General features: G+C 47.4%; 22 protein-coding genes. 6 read left to right on the top strand and 16 right to left on the bottom strand.

The features are described 5' to 3' along the window. Positions 1 to 65: 65 nt before the first annotated feature. The 5 genes from D3H65_RS21000 to D3H65_RS21020 all read left to right on the top strand — a co-directional run bounded on the left by D3H65_RS21000 (position 66) and on the right by D3H65_RS21020 (position 5,728). Entirely contained in the window at positions 66 to 2,168 is a 2,103-nt protein-coding gene (locus D3H65_RS21000; protein ID WP_119052197.1) for a tetratricopeptide repeat-containing sensor histidine kinase, read from the top strand. Positions 2,169 to 2,178: 10 nt separating this feature from the next. Further along, a complete protein-coding gene (locus D3H65_RS21005) occupies positions 2,179 to 2,931 on the top strand; it encodes a LytR/AlgR family response regulator transcription factor (protein ID WP_119052198.1) in 753 nt (250 codons plus the stop codon). Between the two features lie 114 nt (positions 2,932 to 3,045). Continuing rightward, positions 3,046 to 3,816 carry a DeoR/GlpR family DNA-binding transcription regulator gene (locus D3H65_RS21010; RefSeq protein WP_119052199.1) on the top strand — a complete coding sequence of 257 codons (771 nt, stop codon included), beginning with the start codon at positions 3,046 to 3,048 and terminating at the stop codon, positions 3,814 to 3,816. Beyond that, positions 3,813 to 4,763 (top strand): GlxA family transcriptional regulator, encoded by a 951-nt coding sequence (locus D3H65_RS21015; protein WP_119052200.1) that lies wholly within the window; start codon positions 3,813 to 3,815, stop codon positions 4,761 to 4,763. The genes D3H65_RS21010 and D3H65_RS21015 overlap by 4 nt, the downstream gene beginning before the upstream one ends. Before the next feature lie 170 nt (positions 4,764 to 4,933). Further along, on the top strand, positions 4,934 to 5,728 hold the full coding sequence (locus D3H65_RS21020; RefSeq protein WP_119052201.1) for a DJ-1/PfpI family protein: 795 nt from the start codon (positions 4,934 to 4,936) through the stop codon (positions 5,726 to 5,728). Positions 5,729 to 5,786: 58 nt separating this feature from the next. On the opposite strand, the gene D3H65_RS21025 is transcribed toward D3H65_RS21020, so the two are convergent. The 11 genes from D3H65_RS21025 to add all read right to left on the bottom strand — a co-directional run bounded on the left by D3H65_RS21025 (position 5,787) and on the right by add (position 16,805). Further along, positions 5,787 to 6,635: an ATP-binding cassette domain-containing protein gene (locus tag D3H65_RS21025; RefSeq protein WP_119052202.1), complete on the bottom strand. Its 849-nt coding sequence runs from the start codon at positions 6,633 to 6,635 to the stop codon at positions 5,787 to 5,789. Between the two features lie 6 nt (positions 6,636 to 6,641). Beyond that, entirely contained in the window at positions 6,642 to 7,418 is a 777-nt protein-coding gene (locus tag D3H65_RS21030) for an ABC transporter permease (RefSeq protein ID WP_119052203.1), read from the bottom strand. Positions 7,419 to 7,425: 7 nt separating this feature from the next. Next, complete coding sequence (locus tag D3H65_RS21035) at positions 7,426 to 9,222, bottom strand: OmpA family protein (RefSeq protein ID WP_119052204.1); 1,797 nt, start codon at positions 9,220 to 9,222, stop codon at positions 7,426 to 7,428. Between the two features lie 24 nt (positions 9,223 to 9,246). Continuing rightward, complete coding sequence (locus D3H65_RS21040) at positions 9,247 to 10,356, bottom strand: hypothetical protein (protein WP_119052205.1); 1,110 nt, start codon at positions 10,354 to 10,356, stop codon at positions 9,247 to 9,249. 18 nt (positions 10,357 to 10,374) lie between these two features. Beyond that, positions 10,375 to 11,064, bottom strand: a complete 690-nt coding sequence (locus tag D3H65_RS21045) for a hypothetical protein (RefSeq protein ID WP_119052206.1) — start codon at positions 11,062 to 11,064, stop codon at positions 10,375 to 10,377. A gap of 467 nt (positions 11,065 to 11,531) precedes the next feature. Continuing rightward, positions 11,532 to 12,023, bottom strand: a complete 492-nt coding sequence (locus tag D3H65_RS21050; RefSeq protein WP_119052207.1) for a YeeE/YedE family protein — start codon at positions 12,021 to 12,023, stop codon at positions 11,532 to 11,534. 3 nt (positions 12,024 to 12,026) lie between these two features. Beyond that, complete coding sequence (locus D3H65_RS21055) at positions 12,027 to 12,599, bottom strand: YeeE/YedE family protein (protein WP_211345527.1); 573 nt, start codon at positions 12,597 to 12,599, stop codon at positions 12,027 to 12,029. Positions 12,600 to 12,623: 24 nt separating this feature from the next. Then, complete coding sequence (locus tag D3H65_RS21060; RefSeq protein WP_119052208.1) at positions 12,624 to 14,042, bottom strand: MBL fold metallo-hydrolase; 1,419 nt, start codon at positions 14,040 to 14,042, stop codon at positions 12,624 to 12,626. Positions 14,043 to 14,127: 85 nt separating this feature from the next. After that, the gene (locus D3H65_RS21065) at positions 14,128 to 14,916 is read right to left on the bottom strand and encodes a sulfite exporter TauE/SafE family protein (protein WP_119052209.1); all 789 of its coding nucleotides are present in this window, start codon (positions 14,914 to 14,916) and stop codon (positions 14,128 to 14,130) included. A 114-nt stretch (positions 14,917 to 15,030) separates the two neighbouring features. Further along, the gene (locus D3H65_RS21070) at positions 15,031 to 15,672 is read right to left on the bottom strand and encodes a Crp/Fnr family transcriptional regulator (protein WP_119052210.1); all 642 of its coding nucleotides are present in this window, start codon (positions 15,670 to 15,672) and stop codon (positions 15,031 to 15,033) included. 119 nt (positions 15,673 to 15,791) lie between these two features. Next, the gene (gene add / locus D3H65_RS21075) at positions 15,792 to 16,805 is read right to left on the bottom strand and encodes an adenosine deaminase (RefSeq protein ID WP_119052211.1); all 1,014 of its coding nucleotides are present in this window, start codon (positions 16,803 to 16,805) and stop codon (positions 15,792 to 15,794) included. Between the two features lie 116 nt (positions 16,806 to 16,921). Between add and D3H65_RS21080 the strand changes: the two genes are divergently transcribed. Then, on the top strand, positions 16,922 to 17,551 hold the full coding sequence (locus tag D3H65_RS21080; protein ID WP_119052212.1) for a Crp/Fnr family transcriptional regulator: 630 nt from the start codon (positions 16,922 to 16,924) through the stop codon (positions 17,549 to 17,551). A 7-nt stretch (positions 17,552 to 17,558) separates the two neighbouring features. Here the strand turns inward: D3H65_RS21080 and D3H65_RS21085 are convergent, their stop codons facing one another. From D3H65_RS21085 to D3H65_RS21105, 5 genes are all read right to left on the bottom strand, one after another. After that, a complete protein-coding gene (locus D3H65_RS21085) occupies positions 17,559 to 18,281 on the bottom strand; it encodes an SMUG2 DNA glycosylase family protein (RefSeq protein WP_119052213.1) in 723 nt (240 codons plus the stop codon). Between the two features lie 97 nt (positions 18,282 to 18,378). Next, on the bottom strand, positions 18,379 to 19,788 hold the full coding sequence (locus D3H65_RS21090; RefSeq protein WP_211345528.1) for a GDSL-type esterase/lipase family protein: 1,410 nt from the start codon (positions 19,786 to 19,788) through the stop codon (positions 18,379 to 18,381). Beyond that, positions 19,785 to 21,017: an MDR family MFS transporter gene (locus D3H65_RS21095; RefSeq protein WP_119052214.1), complete on the bottom strand. Its 1,233-nt coding sequence runs from the start codon at positions 21,015 to 21,017 to the stop codon at positions 19,785 to 19,787. The genes D3H65_RS21090 and D3H65_RS21095 overlap by 4 nt, the downstream gene beginning before the upstream one ends. Before the next feature lie 12 nt (positions 21,018 to 21,029). After that, positions 21,030 to 21,479, bottom strand: coding sequence for a DoxX family membrane protein (locus D3H65_RS21100; RefSeq protein WP_119052215.1), 450 nt, complete (start codon positions 21,477 to 21,479; stop codon positions 21,030 to 21,032). Positions 21,480 to 21,525: 46 nt separating this feature from the next. Beyond that, complete coding sequence (locus D3H65_RS21105; RefSeq protein ID WP_119052216.1) at positions 21,526 to 22,449, bottom strand: haloalkane dehalogenase; 924 nt, start codon at positions 22,447 to 22,449, stop codon at positions 21,526 to 21,528. Positions 22,450 to 22,467 lie beyond the last annotated feature (18 nt).

The following is a 22,467-nucleotide window of genomic DNA, read 5'->3' on the forward strand; positions in this document are numbered from 1 at the left end:
AATATTAGCTTTAAATCATACAGCGTGACCAAGCTTAGTGCTGCCTGTAACAATGTGAGAAATTTATGATGAGAAGACTATTACTAATTGCTTTACTTATACCGCTTCTTTCTATCCCTGCCCATGCCAGGCAAATAGAGGATAATAAACTGGTGCAATTAAAAGCACAACTGCCCTTTACTACCGGAACATCCAAAGTTGATTGCCTGAATATGATTGCGGCGCGGTATGTTCATAGCTACACCATTAAAGCCGATTCTGCCATTGTTTATACCAGCCAGGCAGTTTATGAAGCACAAAGGATGGGTTATCAAAAAGGCCTTTGTTTTGCTGCCAGCCTGCATGCCAACACTTTCCTGCAGCTCTCAAAGCCCAAAGAAGGGCTGCCCTGGTACCGGCTTTCCACCCAACTGGCAACAGAAATAAAAAACGACACCATGGCTGCCTTTGGTTACAGGGGTATCGGTCAGGCCCTCTGGTATGAAGGCAATTTCCAACAGGCCATAGATACTATCACCTTGTCCATTCAATACTTCAGAAAGCTCAACATGGAAAGGCAAATTTTAGACGCCATCATGACGATCAGTACCATCTACGGCAACCAGGGCAATTATGAAAAGGCCTTTGAAGGCGCACAGCAAGCCCTGGTGTTAAGTGAAGAACTGAATGATGTAGCCAACAAAGTTTTATCACTCACAGAAATAGGCAAGTCTTACAGGAATATCGGCGATTATACCAGCGCATTGGAATATTATAAAAAAGCCAATGACTGCCATCCTGGAAAAAGCTATTGGTGCAACAGGCACCTGATGCAGTCGATGGGAGACCTCTATTGCAATCTGCAAAAATTTGATTCGGCCAGGGACTTTTACCAGCAAAGTTTTAATGGCAACCCTGGTAGCAAATCGACGCAGCTACGGTTAGCCGAATACTACCTGCTCCGTCAGCAATATGATTCTGCACATACACTGTTTACCTATTTATACGATACCTTAAAGCCAGGAGGTGAAAAACATTTATTCCTGTACTCCATATTGGGTTTAGGCAAAGTATACCTTATCAAAAAAGACTTTGCAAAAGCAAAGCAATACGCCCTGGAAGCATTGGCATTGGCACAGGAAAAGAATGCGAGGCTCAATATCCGCAATGCCTATGAGCTGCTGGCCAATATTTATGAAGGATTACGCCAACCAGCGCTCGCTTATAGCTACTACAAGCAATACGTTCAAATGAAAGAGGCCGTATTGAACGATCAGCTAAAAGGAAAACTCTTTGAATTCCGGCGCATCGCAGAAGACGATAAGCGGGTAGCCCAGATAAAACTCCTGGAACAGGAAAAGCTCATTACGCAGGAAAAACTCAGGGGTAACCAGCTATTAAGAAATATCCTGATGGGAGGCCTCCTGCTACTGGCAGTCCTGAGCCTTGCGTTATTAGGCAATATCTCCCTGAAACGTAAAAATGAAAAGCTGCGCAATGAAAGGATACAGAAAGACCTGGAACACCGTACCACTGAACTTGAAATGCAGGCCCTGCGGGCGCAAATGAACCCTCATTTTATTTTTAACTGCCTTAGCTCCATCAATCGTTTTATCCTTAAAAACGAGCCCGACAAAGCCTCTGATTACCTTACCCGCTTTTCCAGGCTTATTCGCCTCGTACTCATCAATTCTCAAAAGCCGCTCATAGTACTGGAAGATGAGATCGAAATGCTGCGTCTCTACCTGGAAATGGAACAGCTCCGTTTCAAAAACAGTTTCGATTATAGCATTATCTATAACAATGATATAGAGCCATCCAACATATTACTTCCACCTTTACTACTCCAGCCCTTCTGTGAAAATGCTATCTGGCATGGATTAATGCACAAAGAAGGCCATGGCCAGCTATCGGTAGCTTTTAGTATGCGGAATAATATTCTAAATTGCATTATTACAGACAATGGGATCGGGCGGGCCCGTGCTGCGGAGATCAAAAGCAAATCGGCCGAGAAAATAAAATCCTTAGGCATTAAACTAACGGCAGACCGCCTGGCGCTCTTTAATGAAGACAGGTCTGTGCAACATTTTTATAGAATAGAAGACATTACCGACGAACTGGGCAATACTACCGGCACCCAGGTCACGGTAGAGATCAGGTACAAGGAATTCCTGCAGGAAACAGTTTGATAAAACGATCATGATCAAAGCCATCATAGTAGACGATGAACCCTATTGTTGTGAGGTGCTCAGCACTTTGCTGGAAAGGCATGTACCCGAGGTAACGGTTGAAGCGGTATGCCATTCGGCTGCAGAGGCGATCACAGCCATTACAACCCATCCTGTTCAACTGGTCTTCCTGGATATTGAAATGCCCCATATGAATGGCTTCCAGCTGCTGGAGCGGCTGCCTGGCGTTGATTTCGACCTGATATTCACCACCAGCTACGATCAGTATGCACTCAAAGCCATCAAGTTCAGCGCCCTGGATTACTTATTGAAGCCTATTGACCGTACGGAACTGCAGGCAGCGGTAAGAAAGGCTCTCCAGCGTTTACAACGGCCCTTACCACAGCAGCTGCAGATCCTGTTACAAAAACTACATCAGCCATCCCAGCAGGTCAACCAGATAGCCCTGCCTACTATGGAAGGACTGCAACTCGTACCCCTTGACGCTATTATCAGTTGTGCCTCCAGCAGCAACTACACCATTATTTCACTAAAAGACAAACTTAAGATCACCGTTTCCCGTACACTTAAAGAGGTGGAAGAAATGCTGGAAGACTTTATGTTCATGCGGGTGCATCACTCTTTTCTTGTTAACCTCAATGAGATCCGCAAGTATATCAAAGGTGAAGGTGGAAATCTTATCATGAGTGATGGATCATCAGTAGATGTTTCGCGTAGTAAGAAAGATCAACTGTTAAAAAAATTACAACCCAGGAAGTATTGATGGTTCGCCGGGAGCCCTGATTGCTCAGTCCATTCCATAAATCATTCAATCTTGCTGGATTTTACAATAAAGCGCCATAGCTTCAGTTATAATTCCATATACAAATCAGGCAGCATGTTTAAAAAAGAAAGACAAGCCTATATTTTAAAACAGATCACCGACCACCAAAAAGTGATCTCTGCCGATATTTCTCAAAAGATGAATGTGTCGGAGGATACGATACGTCGTGATCTACAGGAATTGGCCAATAAAGGCAAACTTATTAAAGTACACGGTGGCGCCTTATCGCTCGACTATACGGAAGAACATATCCAGCTGCCTCCCAAGGAGAAAACACTGCCTGATCAGGATAGCACGCTTCCTGAAACGATCATTGCAGAGAAAGCAGCCCGCCTTATCCACAGGGGCATGTTTGTGATGACCAGCGGCGGCAGCACTACCAGCCAGCTCGCACGTACACTTCCCGAAGAGCTCAAAGCCACTTTTATTTCAGGCAGCATTCAGGCCATTGTAGAATTTACCCGTCACCCTTCGATAGAGGTGATCATTATTGGTGATAAGGTCTCCAAAAATGGCAAGCTCACCGTGGGCAGTGAGGCCATTGCTAAAATAAAGCAGATAAAAGCCGATGTATGCCTCCTGGATATACCAGCCATTGATACCCAAACGGGCGTCAGCGAAATTGATTGGGAAATAGCACAGATCAAGAAAGCCATGATCGAAAGCTCGCAGAAGGTCATTGGCTTATGCAAGGCGGATAGGATCAATATGGTAAAGCCTGTACAACTTTGCGCGCTCACCCAACTTCACGGCCTTATTACAGAACTGGACCCAATCCATGAATTATTGAACCCCTACCGGGCTGCCGGCATAGAGATCATATGATGCAACCTGTTAATAAAGCTGTGGTACAAATCGTATTTGTCATCCCGCCCAGGGTACACCTGCTTGATATTACCGGACCCGCTCATATCTTCTACGAAGCATTGAGTTATGATGCACCCGTAAAGCTGCATTTCACCAATATACAGGCACATGAAAAGAGCATAGAAAGCAGCAGCCACCTTTCGCTATCCGAACTTGTCGACTTCAATAGCCTGGTCTTACATAAAGGCGATATTGTATTTGTTCCCGGGCTTGAAGCATCCTTATTACTGGATGAACATTTTCTGCAGGTCTCCTCCCGGCCTATCCAGCATTGGATGACACAACAACACGAAAATGGGGTCATTATTTGTTCCGTTTGCACCGGCGCCTTCCTGCTGGCCCAGGCCGGACTGCTCAACCAGCAACCCTGTACCACGCACTGGAAGTACATAGAGCGGTTCACACTGCGCTACCCACAGGTACAGGTACAGCAAAACCGGCTGTTTGTACAATCGGGCAATTTGTACACCAGTGCAGGCGTGGCTTCTGGCATAGACCTATCGCTATTCCTGTTGGAACAGCTGTTCGGCACCAGCTTTGCTGCACAGATCGCCAAAGAAGTGGTGGTATATATGCGCCGGACAACCGCTGATCCCCAGCTCAGCGCCTTTCTGCAATACCGCAATCACCTGGAAGACCGTATCCACCAGGCGCAGGACATACTCGCTCAATCGCTGGATAAAAAGACCAATATCGAACAACTGGCGCAACAGGTGCACATGAGTGGCCGTAACCTCACACGCCTGTTCCGGAAAACAACCAATATCTCCATCAGTCAATACATTGACCTCCTTCGTAAAGAACGCGCTCAGCAGTTATTGCGTGAAGGCCATACCATGCAATCAATAGCTGCCCTCTGCGGCCTTAAAAGCACCAACCAGTTGCGTCAGCTCCTCAAAAAATAAAGTCCCCTTATCAGCCGCCCTCAACTCCTGACCTCACCCGCAATCAGGTCAATCCACTGTATTCGCTCGCAGCTCGTAGCTCACGGCTCGCAGCTTAATTGTCCCGATACTGCGCTACCCTGTCCCGGTTTACTTCCTCTCTGGCAGGTACTTTTGTAAAAAGTATAGCCATGAAACAATCCCTCCTGCATTACCTTTTTCTCTTCCTCCTGTTGTTAGCACGTACACCATTAGCAGCGCAGCAGGCCAAAGCCTGGTACTGCCCGCCCTGCGACAATTCCTGTGACAGCCTCTCCTTTACAGCAGCCGGTAAATGCCCTCATTGCGGCATGACATTGATACAGCAAACAACAGAAGAACATCGTCAACATATGAAAGCCAAAAAGACAACCATTGCCTTCTACCTGCAGAATGGCGTTGAAGTACTGGACTTTGCAGGCCCCATGGAAGTATTTTCCTATGCAAAGTTTGAAGTATTCACGGTTTCCAAAACAAGAACCCCGATCATTTCACAAGGTATCCTGAAGATCATTCCCGATTACAGTATTGAGGATGCACCAAAAGCGGACATCATTGCCTTTTTTGGCGGGAATGCCGGCAATGCGACAAACGATCCCCAGGTGATTGAATGGTTGAAGCGTCAACCCACTCCCGACTATTATTTCTCTGTGTGCACAGGGGCCTTTATCCTGGGAAAAGCAGGCATACTGGACAACCTCACCGTTACTACTTTCCATGAAAGTATTGCCAACCTGCAAAAGGCGGTGCCTTCTGCGAAAGTGCTGTCCAATGTCCGCTTTGTTGATAATGGTAAAGTGATCACCACAGCAGGCATTTCTGCGGGTATTGACGGCGCCCTGCACCTGGTGGCCAAGCTACGCGGACTGGAAACGGCCCGCAGTGTAGCCACCTATATGGAGTATGACAAATGGGTACCCGATCAGGGCCTCGTCATCAAAAAATAAGCATAAAAAAGACCTTACTGGCTGGTAAGGTCTTTTTTATTAATCCCGGTTCGGACAATTATCCCTTCAACATGATCTCTTTGATATGTTGCACGCAGGTTAAATGCTCTGCCCGAAGTCCATCATGCCAGGCAAGCCCCATCTGCTTCAGGTCAAAATGCCTGAGCACTGTACCCACATTAATGGTGTTGCCTTTTTCATCCTGTGGGTAACCGATAATATAAATAGAATCCGCCAGTTCAACCGCCAGTTCAATATCATGGGTACTGAACAGGATCGTATTCAGTTCATGACTTTGGCTGATGAGCTCAAAGGACTTCTTTACATTGATAATGTTGCCCACATCCAATCCGGAGAAAGGCTCATCCAGCACCATATAATAGCCCGAACTCAACAGCTGCTCCAGGATGGCGGTACGCTGCCGCTGGCCACCGGAAAGGAAATTAGGATACTGGTCCTTGTTCTTTTCCAGTCCCCATTCCTGCAGGTAATGCATGATCTTCTCGTCTTTCTCTGCTTTCGTCAAGGTGGTATTGCGCAACGCAAACCACAAGGCCTGGTATACGGTTTTATGGCGAAACAGGGTATACTTCTGGTTCACAAAACCTACATCGCCCTCCTGTACCAGCTTGGCTGGTTGCTGGCCATTGGCAGCAGGCTTTGAATAATCAGGGATCAGTATGCGTCCTGAGGTAGGTTTTTCCAATCCGGTCAAAGCCCGGAATAAGGTGGATTTACCACGGCCTGAACGGCCCAGCACAGCAATAACCTGACCTTGTGATTTCCCCGCACGTACGGTATCCTTTTCAACGATGTTCACATTTTGAAGGATCACCTTTTCGCCATAGGCCACCGTGAGGTTCTCCACATGGAGGATGGTATCTTTTTGTTCGTATGCGATAGCCATAGCTTATCAGAAGGTTGAATATTTGAAGAATGATTTCCTGGCTACATGCAATACTTTGTCAAGCAGCAGGCCCACCAGCAGGATCACCAGTTGCAACGCCACTATACGTCCATGGTTCATGAACTTATCGCTGTTCTTGATCAATACACCCAGGCCGCCGGCCGCCACCAGGATAGATTCTACTGTTACCAGCATCATCCAGGTAATGGCCAGGTTTTGTCGCAGCACATCGACCACATAATCCATCCGTCCTTTGATCACCACTTCCCACAGTACTTCCCAACGGCTGCACTTGAGGGAGCGGGCATGATCAATTTCTTCTGTCGGAATATCTTTCAACACGGCCAGTAGCGAGGTGATGAAGTACAAACTCATGAACACAAACAATACACTGATCTGCATGGTGCGGGCATCTTTTACCAGGATGGCCAGGTAAAAAGTAATACCCGTGAGCGGCAGGTAGCGCAGCTTGCTGAATGTTTGCGCCAGGGGTTTCAGGGCTGGCAGTGGCGACAGGTATACGATCACCAGCGATACCACGATGGACAACAAGGTGGCCTGCAGGCAAAGTGCCAGTGAACTGGCCACATGCACTACCAGTCCTTCCTGGTACAGCGAGCTGAAGCCTTCCCATACCTGGCCCGGAGTGGGGAACAAATGCTTGGCGCCGGCAGAAGACAAAAACCAATAACCCAATACCAGCACCAGCCATATGCCACCAATAAGTAACCCTTGCCTTTGATTGACGGTCTCAAAAGGCCTGAACCATTTCTTTAGTTCCATCAATTGATTATTTAAGAAGACTAATAACTACACGTCTGTTCTTCGCCTTGCCTGCAGCAGTACTATTGTCTGCGGCGGGCTCGTCCTGGCCTTTTCCATCTATTTTCTGGAAACGGGTAGCAGGTATGCCTTTTTGAATGAGGTAATTTTTTACTGCTTCCGCCCGGGCAGTAGACAAAGAATAGTTACCATCCTGTGTACCGGTATTATCGGTGTGACCTACCAGTTCCAGTTTGGAATCCTCTGCCTGTACCAGCAGGTTATAGATCTGCTCCAGCACATCCTTTGCTTCAGGACGGATGGTAGCACGGCCCGGATCGAAGTTGATGCGCCATTCGCCGGAAGCCATCACGCTGGTGGCCTTCTTGGAATAGTCTGTAGTATAGGTAGCACCCGCATCAATATCTTTCACTTCCTTCAGGAAGGATAAATTCACTGCTTCTTCGTAAGGCACAATACGCTTTACATTCTGATTAAAGCCCGCCGGGTTCAGATCCTTCAGGTAACGTGATACCTGGTCATATACGGCCTTATAACGATTCACGCCATCGGTAATACCATAATACTGGTTGGCATCGGCCAGGTTAAATACCCTGGACCCACCCATATTATAAGAGATGCCACCTTTTTCGCCTTGCTGACCTTTGAACATGTTGTACCAATACTCAGGCGTCTCCATATTAAACGACTTCGTCGTTGTTTCAGAAGCTCTTTTCTTCCAGGTCTCGTATTGCTTCATTTGGTTAGAAGCAGCATAGGAAGATTTAAGAATATTGCTCACGATGTCTTTGTTGGCTTCTGCCCACTGGCGTACAAAAATGATGGAAGTAGCCATCTGGTTGTTAAACTCCTTGGTAGATACTACATCGGTAAAACCAGTCAAGGCGTCAAAAACCATTTTATCACCAGGTGTCCAGGTAGCGCAACCATCTACTTTTTTGTCGATGGTCTTGCCGGTCAGTTTGCCTGCCTTTACTTCTTTCAGCGGCACGGTCCACTTCTGTGTTTGGGATTTGATCAGTTCTTTGGCTGATTCAATATAATCATCATTGGCGGAAGCCAGGAAGTTTACCGCTTCTGCATCATAGGTAGCAGGATCGGGATTGATCTTAATACCATTGGCAGAGGCATAGTTTACTGCCGTAACCCAGTCACCATCACCAATCACAGCGGATACCAATGCACCCTTCATGGATTGGGGATTCATTTTCCAGCTGGGTGGTCCGATGAGCTTGTCCTCACCATAGCTTAAACCAACAGCGCCCACCACCTGTAATTGGTATTTACCAGCACCATATTTATCATCGAGGGCCTGCTGGGCAGAGCTGATATAAAAAGGAACGCCATCACCCATGATGATGATACCGGCAGCACCTTCTTTGGGGAAAGAATTTCCTTTGTCCAGTTCTTCTATAAACTTCATCTGCAGGTTACGCAGTTCAGTCAACCAGTCCTGGCGAATGATCTCCAGGTTCACACCATTCTTTTCCATGATAGAACCTTTGGTTGTTTTAGGTCCACCATTGGATACGATTATTCCTGACTGGGCATTCCAGGCATATCCCGCTATGCGCACCAGGGGCTTGGAAGCCACCTCGGTTGAAGCTTCATCGCCTGGCACAGGCAATTCTGCTGAAGTAGTTACATTGTTTACATCCTTATCGGATACTTCTAATTTGTCAACCTTTTTGGATTCATCGACCCGCAAACCCGGAGAGAGGAAATAAACACTTCCGCCCACCACAGCAGCAATCGCTACGGTTATAAGGGTTTTAGAAAAAAAGGTGAGATTTGACCATTTCATGTTCTGTATGATTTATTAAAGGGTTTAATTGAATATATCTCCGAATCCTTTGCTCTCCTGCTTGTCTTCCTGTGTAAGCTGGTAATTCGGATTGCTGTACTTCTTGGATTCAGGGATATCGTAATTATCCGTCTTGATCTGATCAGACAATTTGTCCAGCTTGGTATACAGCTCATCGCTGTCCAAAGAATATTGACTGGTCAGTGAATCGAGGTCCAGCAGGTTTTCACGGGTGCTGGCCAGGTCAAGCGCAATGGTATCGGTTACTACATCCAATGCGTATTCCAGTTCCCACCCTTTGGTAAACAACATCGCGCTCTTGGCTTGTTCGGTAGCACTACGTGCCGCCTGTGCAAAAGCATACTCCTTTTTCAGCATATCGATACTCACTTCAAAATCGGCGATCTTGATCTCCATGGCAGTATCTACCATATTGAGTTTCCGGTCCAGCTTTCCGATCACGTGGGCACGGCTGCCGTACTTGCGTACCAGGCTGGTGCTCTGGTTCAACATATGACTTACCCGTTGTCCTTCACTCAGGGTTTTCATAATGTTGGTCTGCAGGTCTACATAGGCATCTGAGTCCTTGGCAGCTTCACCAATCCTTTGCTCAATTTCTTTCATCTTGTTCTTGGTAGCCTCGGCCCTTGCCTGCAATACCAATACTTTTTCCTGGTAGTCCTTCGCTTCCTTCTCGGCCTTGATGGACTCGGACTCCATATTCGACTTGATCGCTTTGATCTTCGCTTTTGCTTCTTTGAACTGTACACGGTTCTGGATCATCTTCTCTTTTTGTTCTTCCAGTTCGCCAAATGGATCATACCGGATCAACATTTTATGCATCGACCTTGCCAGCTTCTTCATGCCTTTGATGATCACAGGCAGCATGATAAAAAAAGCGATCACCAGTACAGCTGCGGCAATGGCACCCATCACCTGGCCTATCCAGGTAAACACGATGGGCAAAATGAATTGATACAATCCCCAGGCAATGGTGCCCAGTAATACCAGTCCTACCACCCAGGCAATACCTTTTTCTCCCTTTCTCCAATTCTTGGGATTAAAAGTGATCTGGCTTTTTTCGAAGTGTTTGAGGATAGGTAACTCAAGCACCTTGGTTGATTCTGACGACATCTTTATTGGTTTGATAGGTTATGCCTTAATGTATTTGAATATCCCTTCTTTGATCGTATTCAGTTTGGCAATACTCGCCTGGCGGGCGGTATCGTTGGCGATCAATTTATCCCGCACGGCTTTCTCCTGCGGAGCAAAGCCCTCATCGATCTTCGACAAGGTGTTTCTTTTTGTATTCACTTCTGCTTCCAGCTGCTGCAATTCAGCTTTCAGTTGTGATATGCGTGCGGAGCCGCGGTCTATTTCACCCTGTAGCTGCCCTTTCTCTGCACTCTTTTTTTCTTCCAGCGATCGCAGCTTGCCCTGTCCCTGGTTCACATAGTTGCCATGTACCTCATTGATCTTGCTGATGTAGAATTCTGCGTCATGCATCAGCTTCTGCACCGTGATGGTTTTGTCCAATGACCTGGCCATTTGGTAGGCAAGCTGGTAGGTATGCTCATTGACCTGTCCTGTACTGCTGATGGCTTTATAAAATTCATAGAAGTCATAGCCGGGCATATTGATCGACTCAAGACCGGATTCATATACCTGTATCACTTCATTGACTACCGGATCATTAACAGGAGCAGGGTTATAACTGTTAGCAGCAGGTGCGGTACCAGAACTGGTATTGTTTACCGGAAAGGAAAATGTTTCCTGCGTATTGCTTTTCTCTTCTTCAGTCCCTTCGGATTTAACGAAGAGGTTTTTCCAATTTTTAAGCATGGAAGTTTATTGGGTTTAGGTAACTATAACACAAGCTTTGCAGCATATTGAATGAAACATTTGATTGAATAATAAGTCGCTGATCAGTCAGATTATTACAAAAAGATCATGAATACTTTTACGCACAGCATTCCTGTACCGTTATAAAAGATACAACTACTTTCAGCATTAACTACTTGTATCGATAATAAAAGGGATGCTGCCCGGCGTTATCTATTACACATTTACGGACTGTTGTAATGAACAGATTGTCAGCGTATTTTATATGATTCAAAACTGGACAAATATACAGGATGTACCGGCAGAAGCAAGAGCTGGCCTAAATTTAATGACAGGGAGCCCCCAGCGCGCAGGCGCCTCCCCAAACACCCCGGTTTGACCGATTATCGGGCATAAAAATGGCCGTCCGGATACCGGACAGCCTGTCACATATCATTATTTATCAATTTGAATAGCTAAAACTGCGCCTAATGCGGCAGTCTATCCCGGAACCGTCCATACACCCAGGTACCTGCTATGGCGCTCAGCAATACCACGATGATGACCGTAGCGCCGGTTCCTATCTGTGCAAACAAAGGCCCCGGACAAGCGCCGGTAACGGCCCAACCCAGTCCAAACAGCAAACCACCGATCACCTGGCCTTTATTGAACTTTTTGGAATGAAAGACCACGGGCTCTCCGTCAATAGTTTTGATATTGAACCGTTTGATCAGGAATACGGAGATGGCGCCTACCACCACGGCAGAGCCAATAACGCCATACATATGAAAACTCTGGAAACGGAACATTTCTTGTATGCGAAACCAGCTGATCACTTCAGCTTTCACAAAAACGATCCCAAACAATATGCCCACCACGAGGTATCTGAGATGGTGGTACCAATGAGTGGGCGTTGATCCGTTTGCGGCTATCGTATCCGGTGAACGGCCTTCCAGGTCAGTATCGATAACAGACTGCATAATTTATAAGGATAAAATAAATGGTAAAATAAAATTGGCCATGATGAAGCCACCCACCATAAAGCAAATGGTGGCTACCAGTGATGGCCATTGCAGGTTGCTGAGCCCCGTAATGGCATGACCGCTGGTACAGCCGCCTGCATAGCGGGTACCAAAGCCTACGAGGAAGCCGCCTCCTACCATCATTAATAGTCCCCGCACGGTAAAAAGTTGTTGCCAGCTGAACACTTCTGCAGGCACCAGGTTATCATAGTTATGGATGCCATAACGGGACAACTCGGTGGCGAGGGCGGGATCTACCTTTACAGGCGCGGGATTGGCCAGTAACCATGCGGAAATAATACCGCCCAATAGTATGCCTGCTACAAACATCAGGTTCCACGCTTCTTTTTTCCAGTCGTACTTAAAGAAAGAAATATTGGCAGGCAGGCACATCGCACAGATATGCCGCAGGTTAGCAGAAATCCCAAACTGTTTATTACCCAGCAGTAACAAAGCCGGTACGGTAAGACCTATCAGCGGGCCTGCCACGTACCAGGGCCAGGGCTGCCTGATCAGGTCGATAATATTGCTCATGTAACTATTGTAACTATTTATAGATTAAAGCATGGTAGTAGGGGTAATATAAGCACTCATTGGCACAAGGCCGGTTTCTTTAACGGCTTTGAGCCCTCCCTCTACATTAATAAGTTTATCAAAGCCCCTGGCCCGCAATATAGAATTAAAGATCATAGAGCGGTAACCACCGGCGCAATGTACATACCAGGTTTTGTTTTTATCCAGTTTGGCTACCTGGTCATTGATATAATCCAGTGGCATATTCTCTGCACCAATTATATGTTCTGATACGTACTCGCTTTCCCTGCGTACATCGGCTATGGGCAAGGCAGGGTCCTTTTGCAGCAGGACAGCCAGGCCGGCTGCGGAGATCGATTCAATTTCATCCAGTTCTTTCCCGGCTTGTTTCCAGGCTTCGATACCTCCCTTCAAATAACCAATGGAGGAATCATACCCTACGCGGGCCAGGCGGGTCACCACTTCTTCTTCCCGGCCTTGCTCAGCAATGATCAGGATGGGCTGATGAATATCAGATACGAGGGCGCCTACCCAGGGGGCAAAACTGCCATCGATACCAATATTAACGGAGTTGGGAATAAAGCCCTGGGCAAATACTTCGGGCGCACGGGTATCGAGCATCAAAGCCCCTGTTTCATTGGCAGCGGCTTCAAAAGCTTCTACACTGAGGGGTTGCGTACCCTGCTTCAATACCTGTGCAATATTTTCGTATCCTTCCTTATTCATTTTTACATTCTGTGGAAAATAGGCAGGTGGTGGTGTAAGTCCTTCGGTCACTTCTTTTATAAATTCCTCCTTCGTCATATCGGACCGCAAGGCATAATTGTATTGCTTCTGGTGGCCGAGTGTATCAGAAGTTTCTTTGGCCATGTTCTTACCACAGGCAGAGCCGGCTCCATGGGCCGGGTACACGATGATATGATCGGCCAGCGGCATGATCTTGTTGCGCAAAGAATCAAACAAGGTGGCGGCCAGTTCTTCCTGGGTCATATGCGCTGCTTTTTGTGCCAGGTCGGGACGGCCTACATCACCTATAAAAAGTGTATCGCCGGAAAATAAAGCGGTCTCTCTCCCCTCTTCATCTGCCAGCAGGTAACAGGTAGATTCCATGGTATGCCCCGGCGTATGCAGCACCCTGATAGTAGCATTTCCCAATTTAAACACTTCATTATCCGTAGCAATATGCGCTGCAAAAGCCGGTGCTGCCAGCGGTCCATATACGATAGTGGCACCCGTTGCTTTGGCAAGGTCTATATGGCCCGACACGAAATCAGCATGGAAGTGTGTCTCAAAAATATATTTGATGGTAGCGCCATTGGCGGCGGCCTTGGTAATATAAGGCTGCACCTCCCGCAGGGGGTCAACTATCGCTACCTCCTTGCCGGACTGGATATAATAGGCTCCCTGTGCCAGACACCCCGTATAGATCTGTTCTATTTTCATATAGTCCTTTTTAATTATAATGTTTTTATATACAAAATTGTTTATTTACAGCCACTGGAACCATGACTTCCGTCAGGTTAAGCCGTTATAAGAATAACTCCTTAAGAATTATGTAGATCCCCATCCCCAATACGAACCAGCCAAATCCTTTTTTCAAATGACCTGACGGAATTAATCCCTGTAATCTGTTGCCGATAAAAATGCCCACGATGGATATTCCGGCTATTGTAAGCACCAGTGGCCAGTCGATCGTATAATTCATCACATCTCCGGCAAATCCCGCCAGTGAATTAATAGCAATGATCAATAAGGAACTCCCGATGGCTGTTTTAACAGGCAATCGCAGCATCCATATCAACGCGGGCACGATCAGGAATCCGCCGCCAGCGCCTACCAGCCCCGTGATCAAACCTGTACCTACACCTTGCACCCCAATTCGCAATGGATGTATGCGCAGCGTCTCAGCCGCTGCCGTGGCTTCTTTGTTCCGGATCATTCCAATGCCGGCAATGATCATCAACACACTGAACGCCACCAACGTAAAGCCTCCTTTGGTCACCGTAAAATCATTCCATGCAAAAATCACCTCTGGTAAGACTGGCATCAGCCATTTCCGTGTCGCAAATACAGCCAGTAAAGAAGGTAAACCAAAATACAAGACCGAATGATAACTCACCAGCTGATGCCTGATTTTACTGGCTGCACCTACCAGACTCGAAGAGCCTACGATAAAAAGAGAATAAGCGGCAGCCACTATCGGACTGATACCAAAAAGATACACGAGCACCGGCATCGTAAGAATAGATCCTCCCCCTCCTGTAAGTCCGAGCGTAATGCCAATCATCGCAGCTCCTATATAACCCATTGCTATCATATCCCTTTCATTTACAGGGCAAAGTTGCAAAAGGCCAGGAACCTGTACGGTGACAATTGTCACAGAACGGGCAGCCTCTCAAAAATTATGCGTAACAGGCTATTGCTGTGAAGATTAGGTCGTTTCCAGCCATTCAATATAATTACGATGAAGTACCAGCCTTTGTTGTTGCTCCATTTTCTTCAATAACCGCGATATCACTTCTCTTGAAGTGTTAAGGTCATTGGCTATTTCCTGGTGCGTAATAGCGAGCTCCCGGCTCTGTAATTTTTTATACTGGTTTTTGAGGTAAAATTCCAGTCGTTCATCCATCCCTTTAAAGATCACCTGATCAATGACTACCAGCAGTTCTTCATAACGCGTACGATATGTTTCGATCACGAAATAATACCAGCTTTTGTATTGACCCATCAGGTCATCCATAATACCTATTGGTATCAACAGTACCGTCGTATCTTCTTCCGCGATCACCATTACTTCACTGACTTGTTGACGCGTGGAGCACATCATCGAAAGTGCACAAGCCTGTCCAGGCTCCAGGTAATACATAAAAAATTCACCTCCTTCCTCCCCTTCCCGGTAAAGTTTTGCCCTGCCTTCTACAATAAGCATGGTGGAACGGAAATACTGCCCCGTTTGTACCATCTTTTCTCCTGCCTGCAGTGATTTCACTACACAATGCGTAGCCAGCAATTGCCTGAGCTCAGGTTCAAATTGCGGAAAACGCTGATCAAGGTATTCTTTGGCACTCTTCATACCACCAAAGATACATACTCTTAACCCTGCACTTTAAAACGAAAACCGGTCAGCCCGTCTGAAGCGGTCTGGCCGGCTGTAATAAAACCAGTCTTTCAAGGCTATCTATCACAAGGGTCCTACTGATACCCCGCTATCAATTTCTCCCGCAACAATTGCTTGTTTTCTTTACTGGTAAAAGCATGCTCCACGGCTTCCAGGTTGCAACGCAGGAATTGGGCTTTCTTCCAATGGAAGGTGTCGGCCAGTAACTGGTATTCGGAGTTGAGGCTCACATCAGATATGGTACGCGCATCCGTGTTGACGCTCATGGAAACGCCTGATTCGTAGATCTTATTCACGGTATGGTCAGTGATCCTATCATAAATAGCCGTTTGAATATTACTGGTAGGACATACTTCCAGGTGTATATCATGCTCTTTGAGATAGGTCATCAGGGTTGGGTCTTCCATGCTGCGTACACCATGCCCAATGCGGGCAGGATGGAAATGTTGCAGTGTTTCCCATACACTGGCAGCACCCTTTGCCTCACCCGCATGGGCGGTACAGGGGATGCCTTTTTCATGGGCATATTTGAAGGCGCCGGTATGGTTATCGATCGGATAGCCGGCCTCATCAGCCGAAATGTCGAAACCAACGATATGTGTTCCTTTAAACTGCTCTACCAGCATCACCGTCTCCATGCTTTGCATGGTTGAATAATGACGCAGGGTACAAAGGATGATCCCCACCTGTACACCTGTTTCACGGATACCGGCTTCCACGGCATCGTTCACGATCTGCACTACCTGTACGGGTGTTAGCCCTTTTTGCAGGTGCTGCAGTGGCGCAAAGCGCATCTCTGCGTAGATGACATTGTCTTTTTTCAACTGCCTGATCACATCCAGGGTAACCAGCCTTAGCTGCTCCTCGGTTTGCATGAGGTCAACTGCTTTTACTGCCCGGGTTATGTAATCGGCGAGGTCAGTACATTTGGCAGGTGCAATGAAATCCCGTTTGTAATCCTCCAACGTGATGGCAGGATTTAACTGATGCACCACCTCATAGCTCAGTGAACAGTCCATGTGCTGGTGCAATTCTATTTTGGGCAAAAGAGCCACCGCTGTTTTGCTATTGTCATTACAGGATACCATAAAAATGACGATTAAAATAAGTCCAAGTTTTCGTGTAAACCACATGCACGTTATTTTTTCTGCAATTTAGCTGTGGCTATAGAAAAAGATGGGACATTTGTCCCGGACTAACCGATATGATACGTACAAATCAGGATCTCTTACAATTTATTGAGCAACTGCCCGGCATTCAGCAGCAAAGGCTGCAGCCCGGACAGAAACTACTGCTCCAGGATGGAAAAGCCCTCTATGTCTACATTATTAAGCGTGGCATCGCCAAATGCTATATCACCGAAGAGAATGGCAAGGATTATATATTGGAGTTCTTTGGCGAAGGGGAAGTGATTGGAGAACTCGAACTGTTTCGCAATGCGCCCAATCTGAGCACGGTAGAGGCGGTAACGGAGCTGGTATTGTATAAAACTGACAGCAGTGCCTTTTGGCAGCTGCTGGAAACAAACGCACAATTCAACCGCATTATGCTGAAAGAGCTGGCCACCCGGGTAAGTCAGCTGGCGGTGCGGGTTTCGTACCAACAGTTATATCCCATTGAATATACCCTGCTGAAACTGCTTTCTTTATTCTCGTACCAGGAGCTGGCGCTGTCCAAACAAGACCTGGCGGATTACCTGGCCATTTCCGTGCGCAGCCTCAACCGTACGTTGAAACAATTAAGGGAGAAAAACTTTATACCAGCAGATGGCCTCGATCTGCACCTCACTCAAGCGGAGCTGGACAAGCTACTGAAAAGATTTGATGACCATTAACCGCTTCTTATCCCATTGCTTCATGAAAAGCGGCCAGGTATTTATCAATATACAGCTGTTTGGTCTTTAGCTTGTATTGCATTACAAAACGTGGATGTTCCAACGCTACTATCTTTCCAAAGAACCCTTCTTTCTCGTTCAGTTGCTTAAGAAACTTCTCATTCTTGCCCGTACCAAAGCAAAAGCACACTTCGGTCTTTACACCCAGGGCTATTTGTGTGCGGATATTGTTGACGATGAAATCATACACGGCATCGGTGAGGGCCTTGCTGTCGTAATAGTTGTAGTTGACCTCTTTTCCATTGGCAGCAACTGAGGTGAAGCCCAGGGGGCTCATGGAGTTGATATAAAGCTGCCCATAAAATGCTTTGGGGCCGCCAAAGGCATTGATCACATCATACACAAATACAGAAGAAGGCTCATGGGTCTCTTTGCCTGCATAGGGAATGCCACATTCATTTTTGAGTCGTTTGGTATCGGTAAACGGAATGCCGGTAACACCGGCGCCAAACCTACCAGGATTAATACCCAGTATCAGGTGACGGGGCTGGTGGTCATCGTAGAACTTCTTATAGAAGGTGGAAGATATCTGAAGCACGTTTTCATCCTCCCGGAAGGGATTCATGATCCGTATGCCGGCAGGTAGCTTGCCTTCAAAATGAACATGCTTGTTGAAATCGATCACCCGGTCGGCAAAGGTGGCAGTAGCCGGCAACTTTTTAGGACTCATCTGTTTGCTTTAGGTCAGTGAAAATACCACAAAATGTTTACAGGGTGGGCCGCTCTGTGGCCAGGTTTTGTGCGTAGCCGGGGCGGCTCACCCTTTCTTACATCCCCGCCGCCTTCACTATAAAATCAACGATCGGTGTTGGATTCGGCAAGCTGTGCGGATGATGTTTGAATCCCTGCTTATAGATAACGGTGATATTCCCTTTCAGGGCTTTTACCTTTTTCTCAAACAGCATGGTATTTTCCTGCGGGGCTACTGCTTCATCCATATCGGCGCACAATATGAGGATGGGGTAATGCCCTTTTACAATTTCCTGCACTTTATCAATGGGACTGCCCTTAAACTCCCTTACCTGGGTAGATGTAGTCAACTGGAAGTCTTCTTTGAATAGTGCTGCTTCTTTCTCACTGACGGGGAACCTGCCCAATCCTGCGGGCCATGACTTCAGGTCGAGCACGGGATTGTCCACATATACCGCAGCCACCCGCTTAGGGTTTTCAGCGGCCCAGTTGAAAGCATAGACCCCGCCACGGCTCATGCCTTCCAGTATCGTCTTTTTGGCCAGTCCGTTTTTCGTCAGCAATGCATAAAAGGAATTCCACAAGGATATAGCCTCGGGGTTACCAAAGAGTTCCGCCACGTCACAATACACAATATGAAAACCGCGCTCCAGTAAGGCAATATCGGCCTGCGGCTCATGGCCCCAGAACCTCGCCCGCCATACCCAGGGTCGCTTTATTGCCGACCATTTGGGTTTTACTACTTTGCATTTCCGATTGAGGAAAGTAAAGTCTGCACATTCATATCCATAAAAGGAACTCACAGTAATGGGCTCCGGAATGCCGGGGAAAATATTGAACGATGTATCCCGCTTAGCTTTGATCAGCTCATACAAACGCCGGGCATAAATAGTAGCGCCTTCCTTATCCGGATGAATTTTATCCGGCATCAGGTTTTGCTTGTCAACAAACAAGGAGTGCATATCCACTACTTCTACCTTTTCGGTATAAGCTACCCGTTGCAGGCGGGGAATGATGTCTTTTACGATCACGCGGTCATAGATTTGTGTGGTATCGGTGAGGAAAGCAGGAATGGGCAGCAGCAATATGATCCTGGGATGGGAAGCCAATTGCCGGAAAGCCTGGATCAGATCGGTACAATCTTTTTCATACTCACTGAGGTGGACGCGGTTGATCAGCTTGCTGTCATTACCGCCCAGGTCTATTATCACAATATCAGGCAGGCTCTTAAGGGCCATCTGGTAGTGATCGGTATTCCAATAAGGGTTGTCCCCTTTGCGCAGCAGGGTGGTGCCGCTTACCCCATAATTGCTTACCATATAATCTTTCCCCAGCAATTCGTACAGCTGGGCGGGAAAGCAGTTGACTTCGCGTTGATCAATGCCATGTCCGAAGGTGATACTGGCGCCAATGCAGGCTACTTTGGTGATGGCTGTACAGGGTATGGCAGCCAATAGCAGGATGATAAAACCGGCAAACATTTTCATGAAACCGAAGATCGTGATTCTTTAGATATGTTTTGATCGCGCAGCCGGTTAAAAATAAACGCACAGACCAGGCACAAACCTGCCAGTATGCCCCAAAGCAAGGTATAGCCACCCTGCATCACCACCAGGGCGCCGCCCACGGGGCCTGTGATATTGGCCACCGACCAGGACAACGCATAAGCGGCCGCATATTTACCGCGGCTTTGTTCATCGGCCCTTTGCATGACCACTGTATTGATAAAGGGCATGGCCATCATTTCTCCGAAAGTGAGGAAGAGTACAGACGCAGTAGCAATGAACAAGGCAGGTAAGCGGGGCAGGGTGAGGCATAAATAAGCCACGCCTGTAGCCACCACCCCTGCCACAATGTAATACACATGCCGCTGCTTACGCTCCCAGTGACCTACCAATACCATCTCAAACAAGGCAATGATCACACCATTCAGTCCCAGCAATAAACCGATCACAGACTCATTGATATGCAATTCTTCTTTCCAGAATACAGGTACCAGCCTAAACATGAGGATAAAGCATGTCATATAAAGGGTAGTCAATACCAGGAAGCGCAACAGGAAGGGGTCTTTCCAGGGGGACTTCTTTTTTGCAGGCGTGGTTGTCTGTATTGTTTTTACCGGTCCTCCACGGGTACGGGGCAACAACGCAATTATCAGCAACCCCACCAGAATATAGGCAATCCCTTCCACCCAAAACAGCAGGTGATAATTGATAGCGGCCAGTATGCCTGCCATGGAACTACCTACGGCCCAGCCTATATTCATTGCCAGCCTGTTGAGGGAATAGGATCGTGTAAGGTTGGCCGGTGCTGAATAAGCCGCAATGGCAGCCACGTTGGCAGGCCTGAAAGACTCGGCCACAAAGCTCATCCCTACTGTCAAAGCACACAATGTGGTAAAATGCTGTACCATCCCAAAAAGAATAAACAAGATACCGCCTGTAATAGAAGCAATGATCTGTACGGGCCTGAATCCTACCTTATCGATCAGGTAGCCGCCCGCAGCAGACCCCAGCACGGAACCAATACCAAACAAGGTGATCACAATACCGGCATCTGCTACACTACGGTGCATGTTTTGCGTGATGTACATGCTCATAAAAGGTACGACCATCGTACCGGCCCGGTTGATGAGTATAATAGAACTCAGCAGCCAGGTTTCCCGGCTCAGGCCGGTGAAGGAAGCGCGGTAGGTATGTGCGATTCTCAGTAGCATACAGTGAGCTGGTTATTTTATGTTTCCAGTGGCACCCAATGCGTCAATACTCCAGGCATAAGCAGGAATGGCGGCCAGCAGGAAGCTGGCTGCACTGGCTGTGAATACGGAATAATTGAGTGGTGAGGTAATGCCAAAGGACACAGCCATACTCAAAGCAAAAAACAATAACAACAGTCCACTGCCGAGGGCTACCCACTGTGTATACCAACCAGCAATCAGCATCACCCCAAAAATGATTTCACTAATGGTAGCAATGATTGCCAACACCTCTGCCAATCGATAGGGCAAAAAGGACATTACCTGGTGGGCATAGGTGCTGAAGCTCGACCAGTTGCCCCAGCTCACCTGTTTTGCCCCGGGAGGCCCCCATACGCCTAATCTGTCAAGTGCCGGCACCAGGTAAGTGATGCCCAGCGCCAATCGCAGGAACAATTGTGCAAAAGCTATTTTCCATTCCATAATAAAGTGTTTTTAAATATACCTAATTCGTTTTTATCAATGGGTGTTATACAAGGCAATCATTCAGCACAAATTCTCTTACGGCCTCCCCGATCTCAGCAGGTGAATCTTCCTGAATATAATGTATTCCCTTTACTGATACTTCGCGTTGGTTGGGCCAGGTCCTGGCAAAGTCCAATGCACGGCCTACCAGTAATGCCCCCGGCTCGGCACTGATCAGCAATTTAGGGAATGGGGCTTCAGCCATCCACTTTCCGTATTGCTCTACCACAGCAACAATATGGGGTGGTTCACCTTCAATGGGAATTTCCCGGGGAAATGATAAGGTGGGCAGCCGGTGCTCCGGATGTTGGAAGGGAGCGCGGTAGGCGTCCATCTCTTCGGGAGCAAGGGTACGGATAATACTTTTGGGTAGTACGGTTTCAATAAAGAAATTATCCTCCAATATCATTTTCTCTCCTTTCTCAGAACGCAGCGCGCGGAAAATAGCATCACGGCCATGGGGAAAATCGCTCCATAAGCGGGGTTGCACAATGGCTTCCATATAAGCAATGCCCTTGATCTGCTCCGGGAAACGGAAGGCACGGTGAAAGCCCAGGGCAGAACCCCAGTCGTGCAGTACGAGGATGATATCTTTCTCCAGTCCTACCGATTCAAACCACGCATCGAGGTAAGCTGCATGGTCCACGAACCGATAGGACTTACCGGGAGATTTGCCGGATTGGCCCATGCCGATCAGGTCGGGAGCCAGGCAGCGCCGGTATTTGCTGAGCCAGGGAATAATATTGCGCCAGAGAAAAGAAGAAGTGGGATTGCCGTGCAGGAATACGACCGGATCGCCCTGGCCCACGTCTATATAACTCATGGTGGCATCCAATACCCGCGCTTGTTTGCGGGGATGGTTATCGCGGGTGGTAATAACAGGCTCATTGCTGAGGGATGTTGCCGGGTTTGTTTGTTTTGTTTCCATGACTATTAGTTTTGTTGT

The sequence above is a fragment of the Paraflavitalea soli genome, assembly GCF_003555545.1.
In the GTDB taxonomy this organism is placed as follows: Bacteria; Bacteroidota; Bacteroidia; order Chitinophagales; family Chitinophagaceae; genus Paraflavitalea; species Paraflavitalea soli.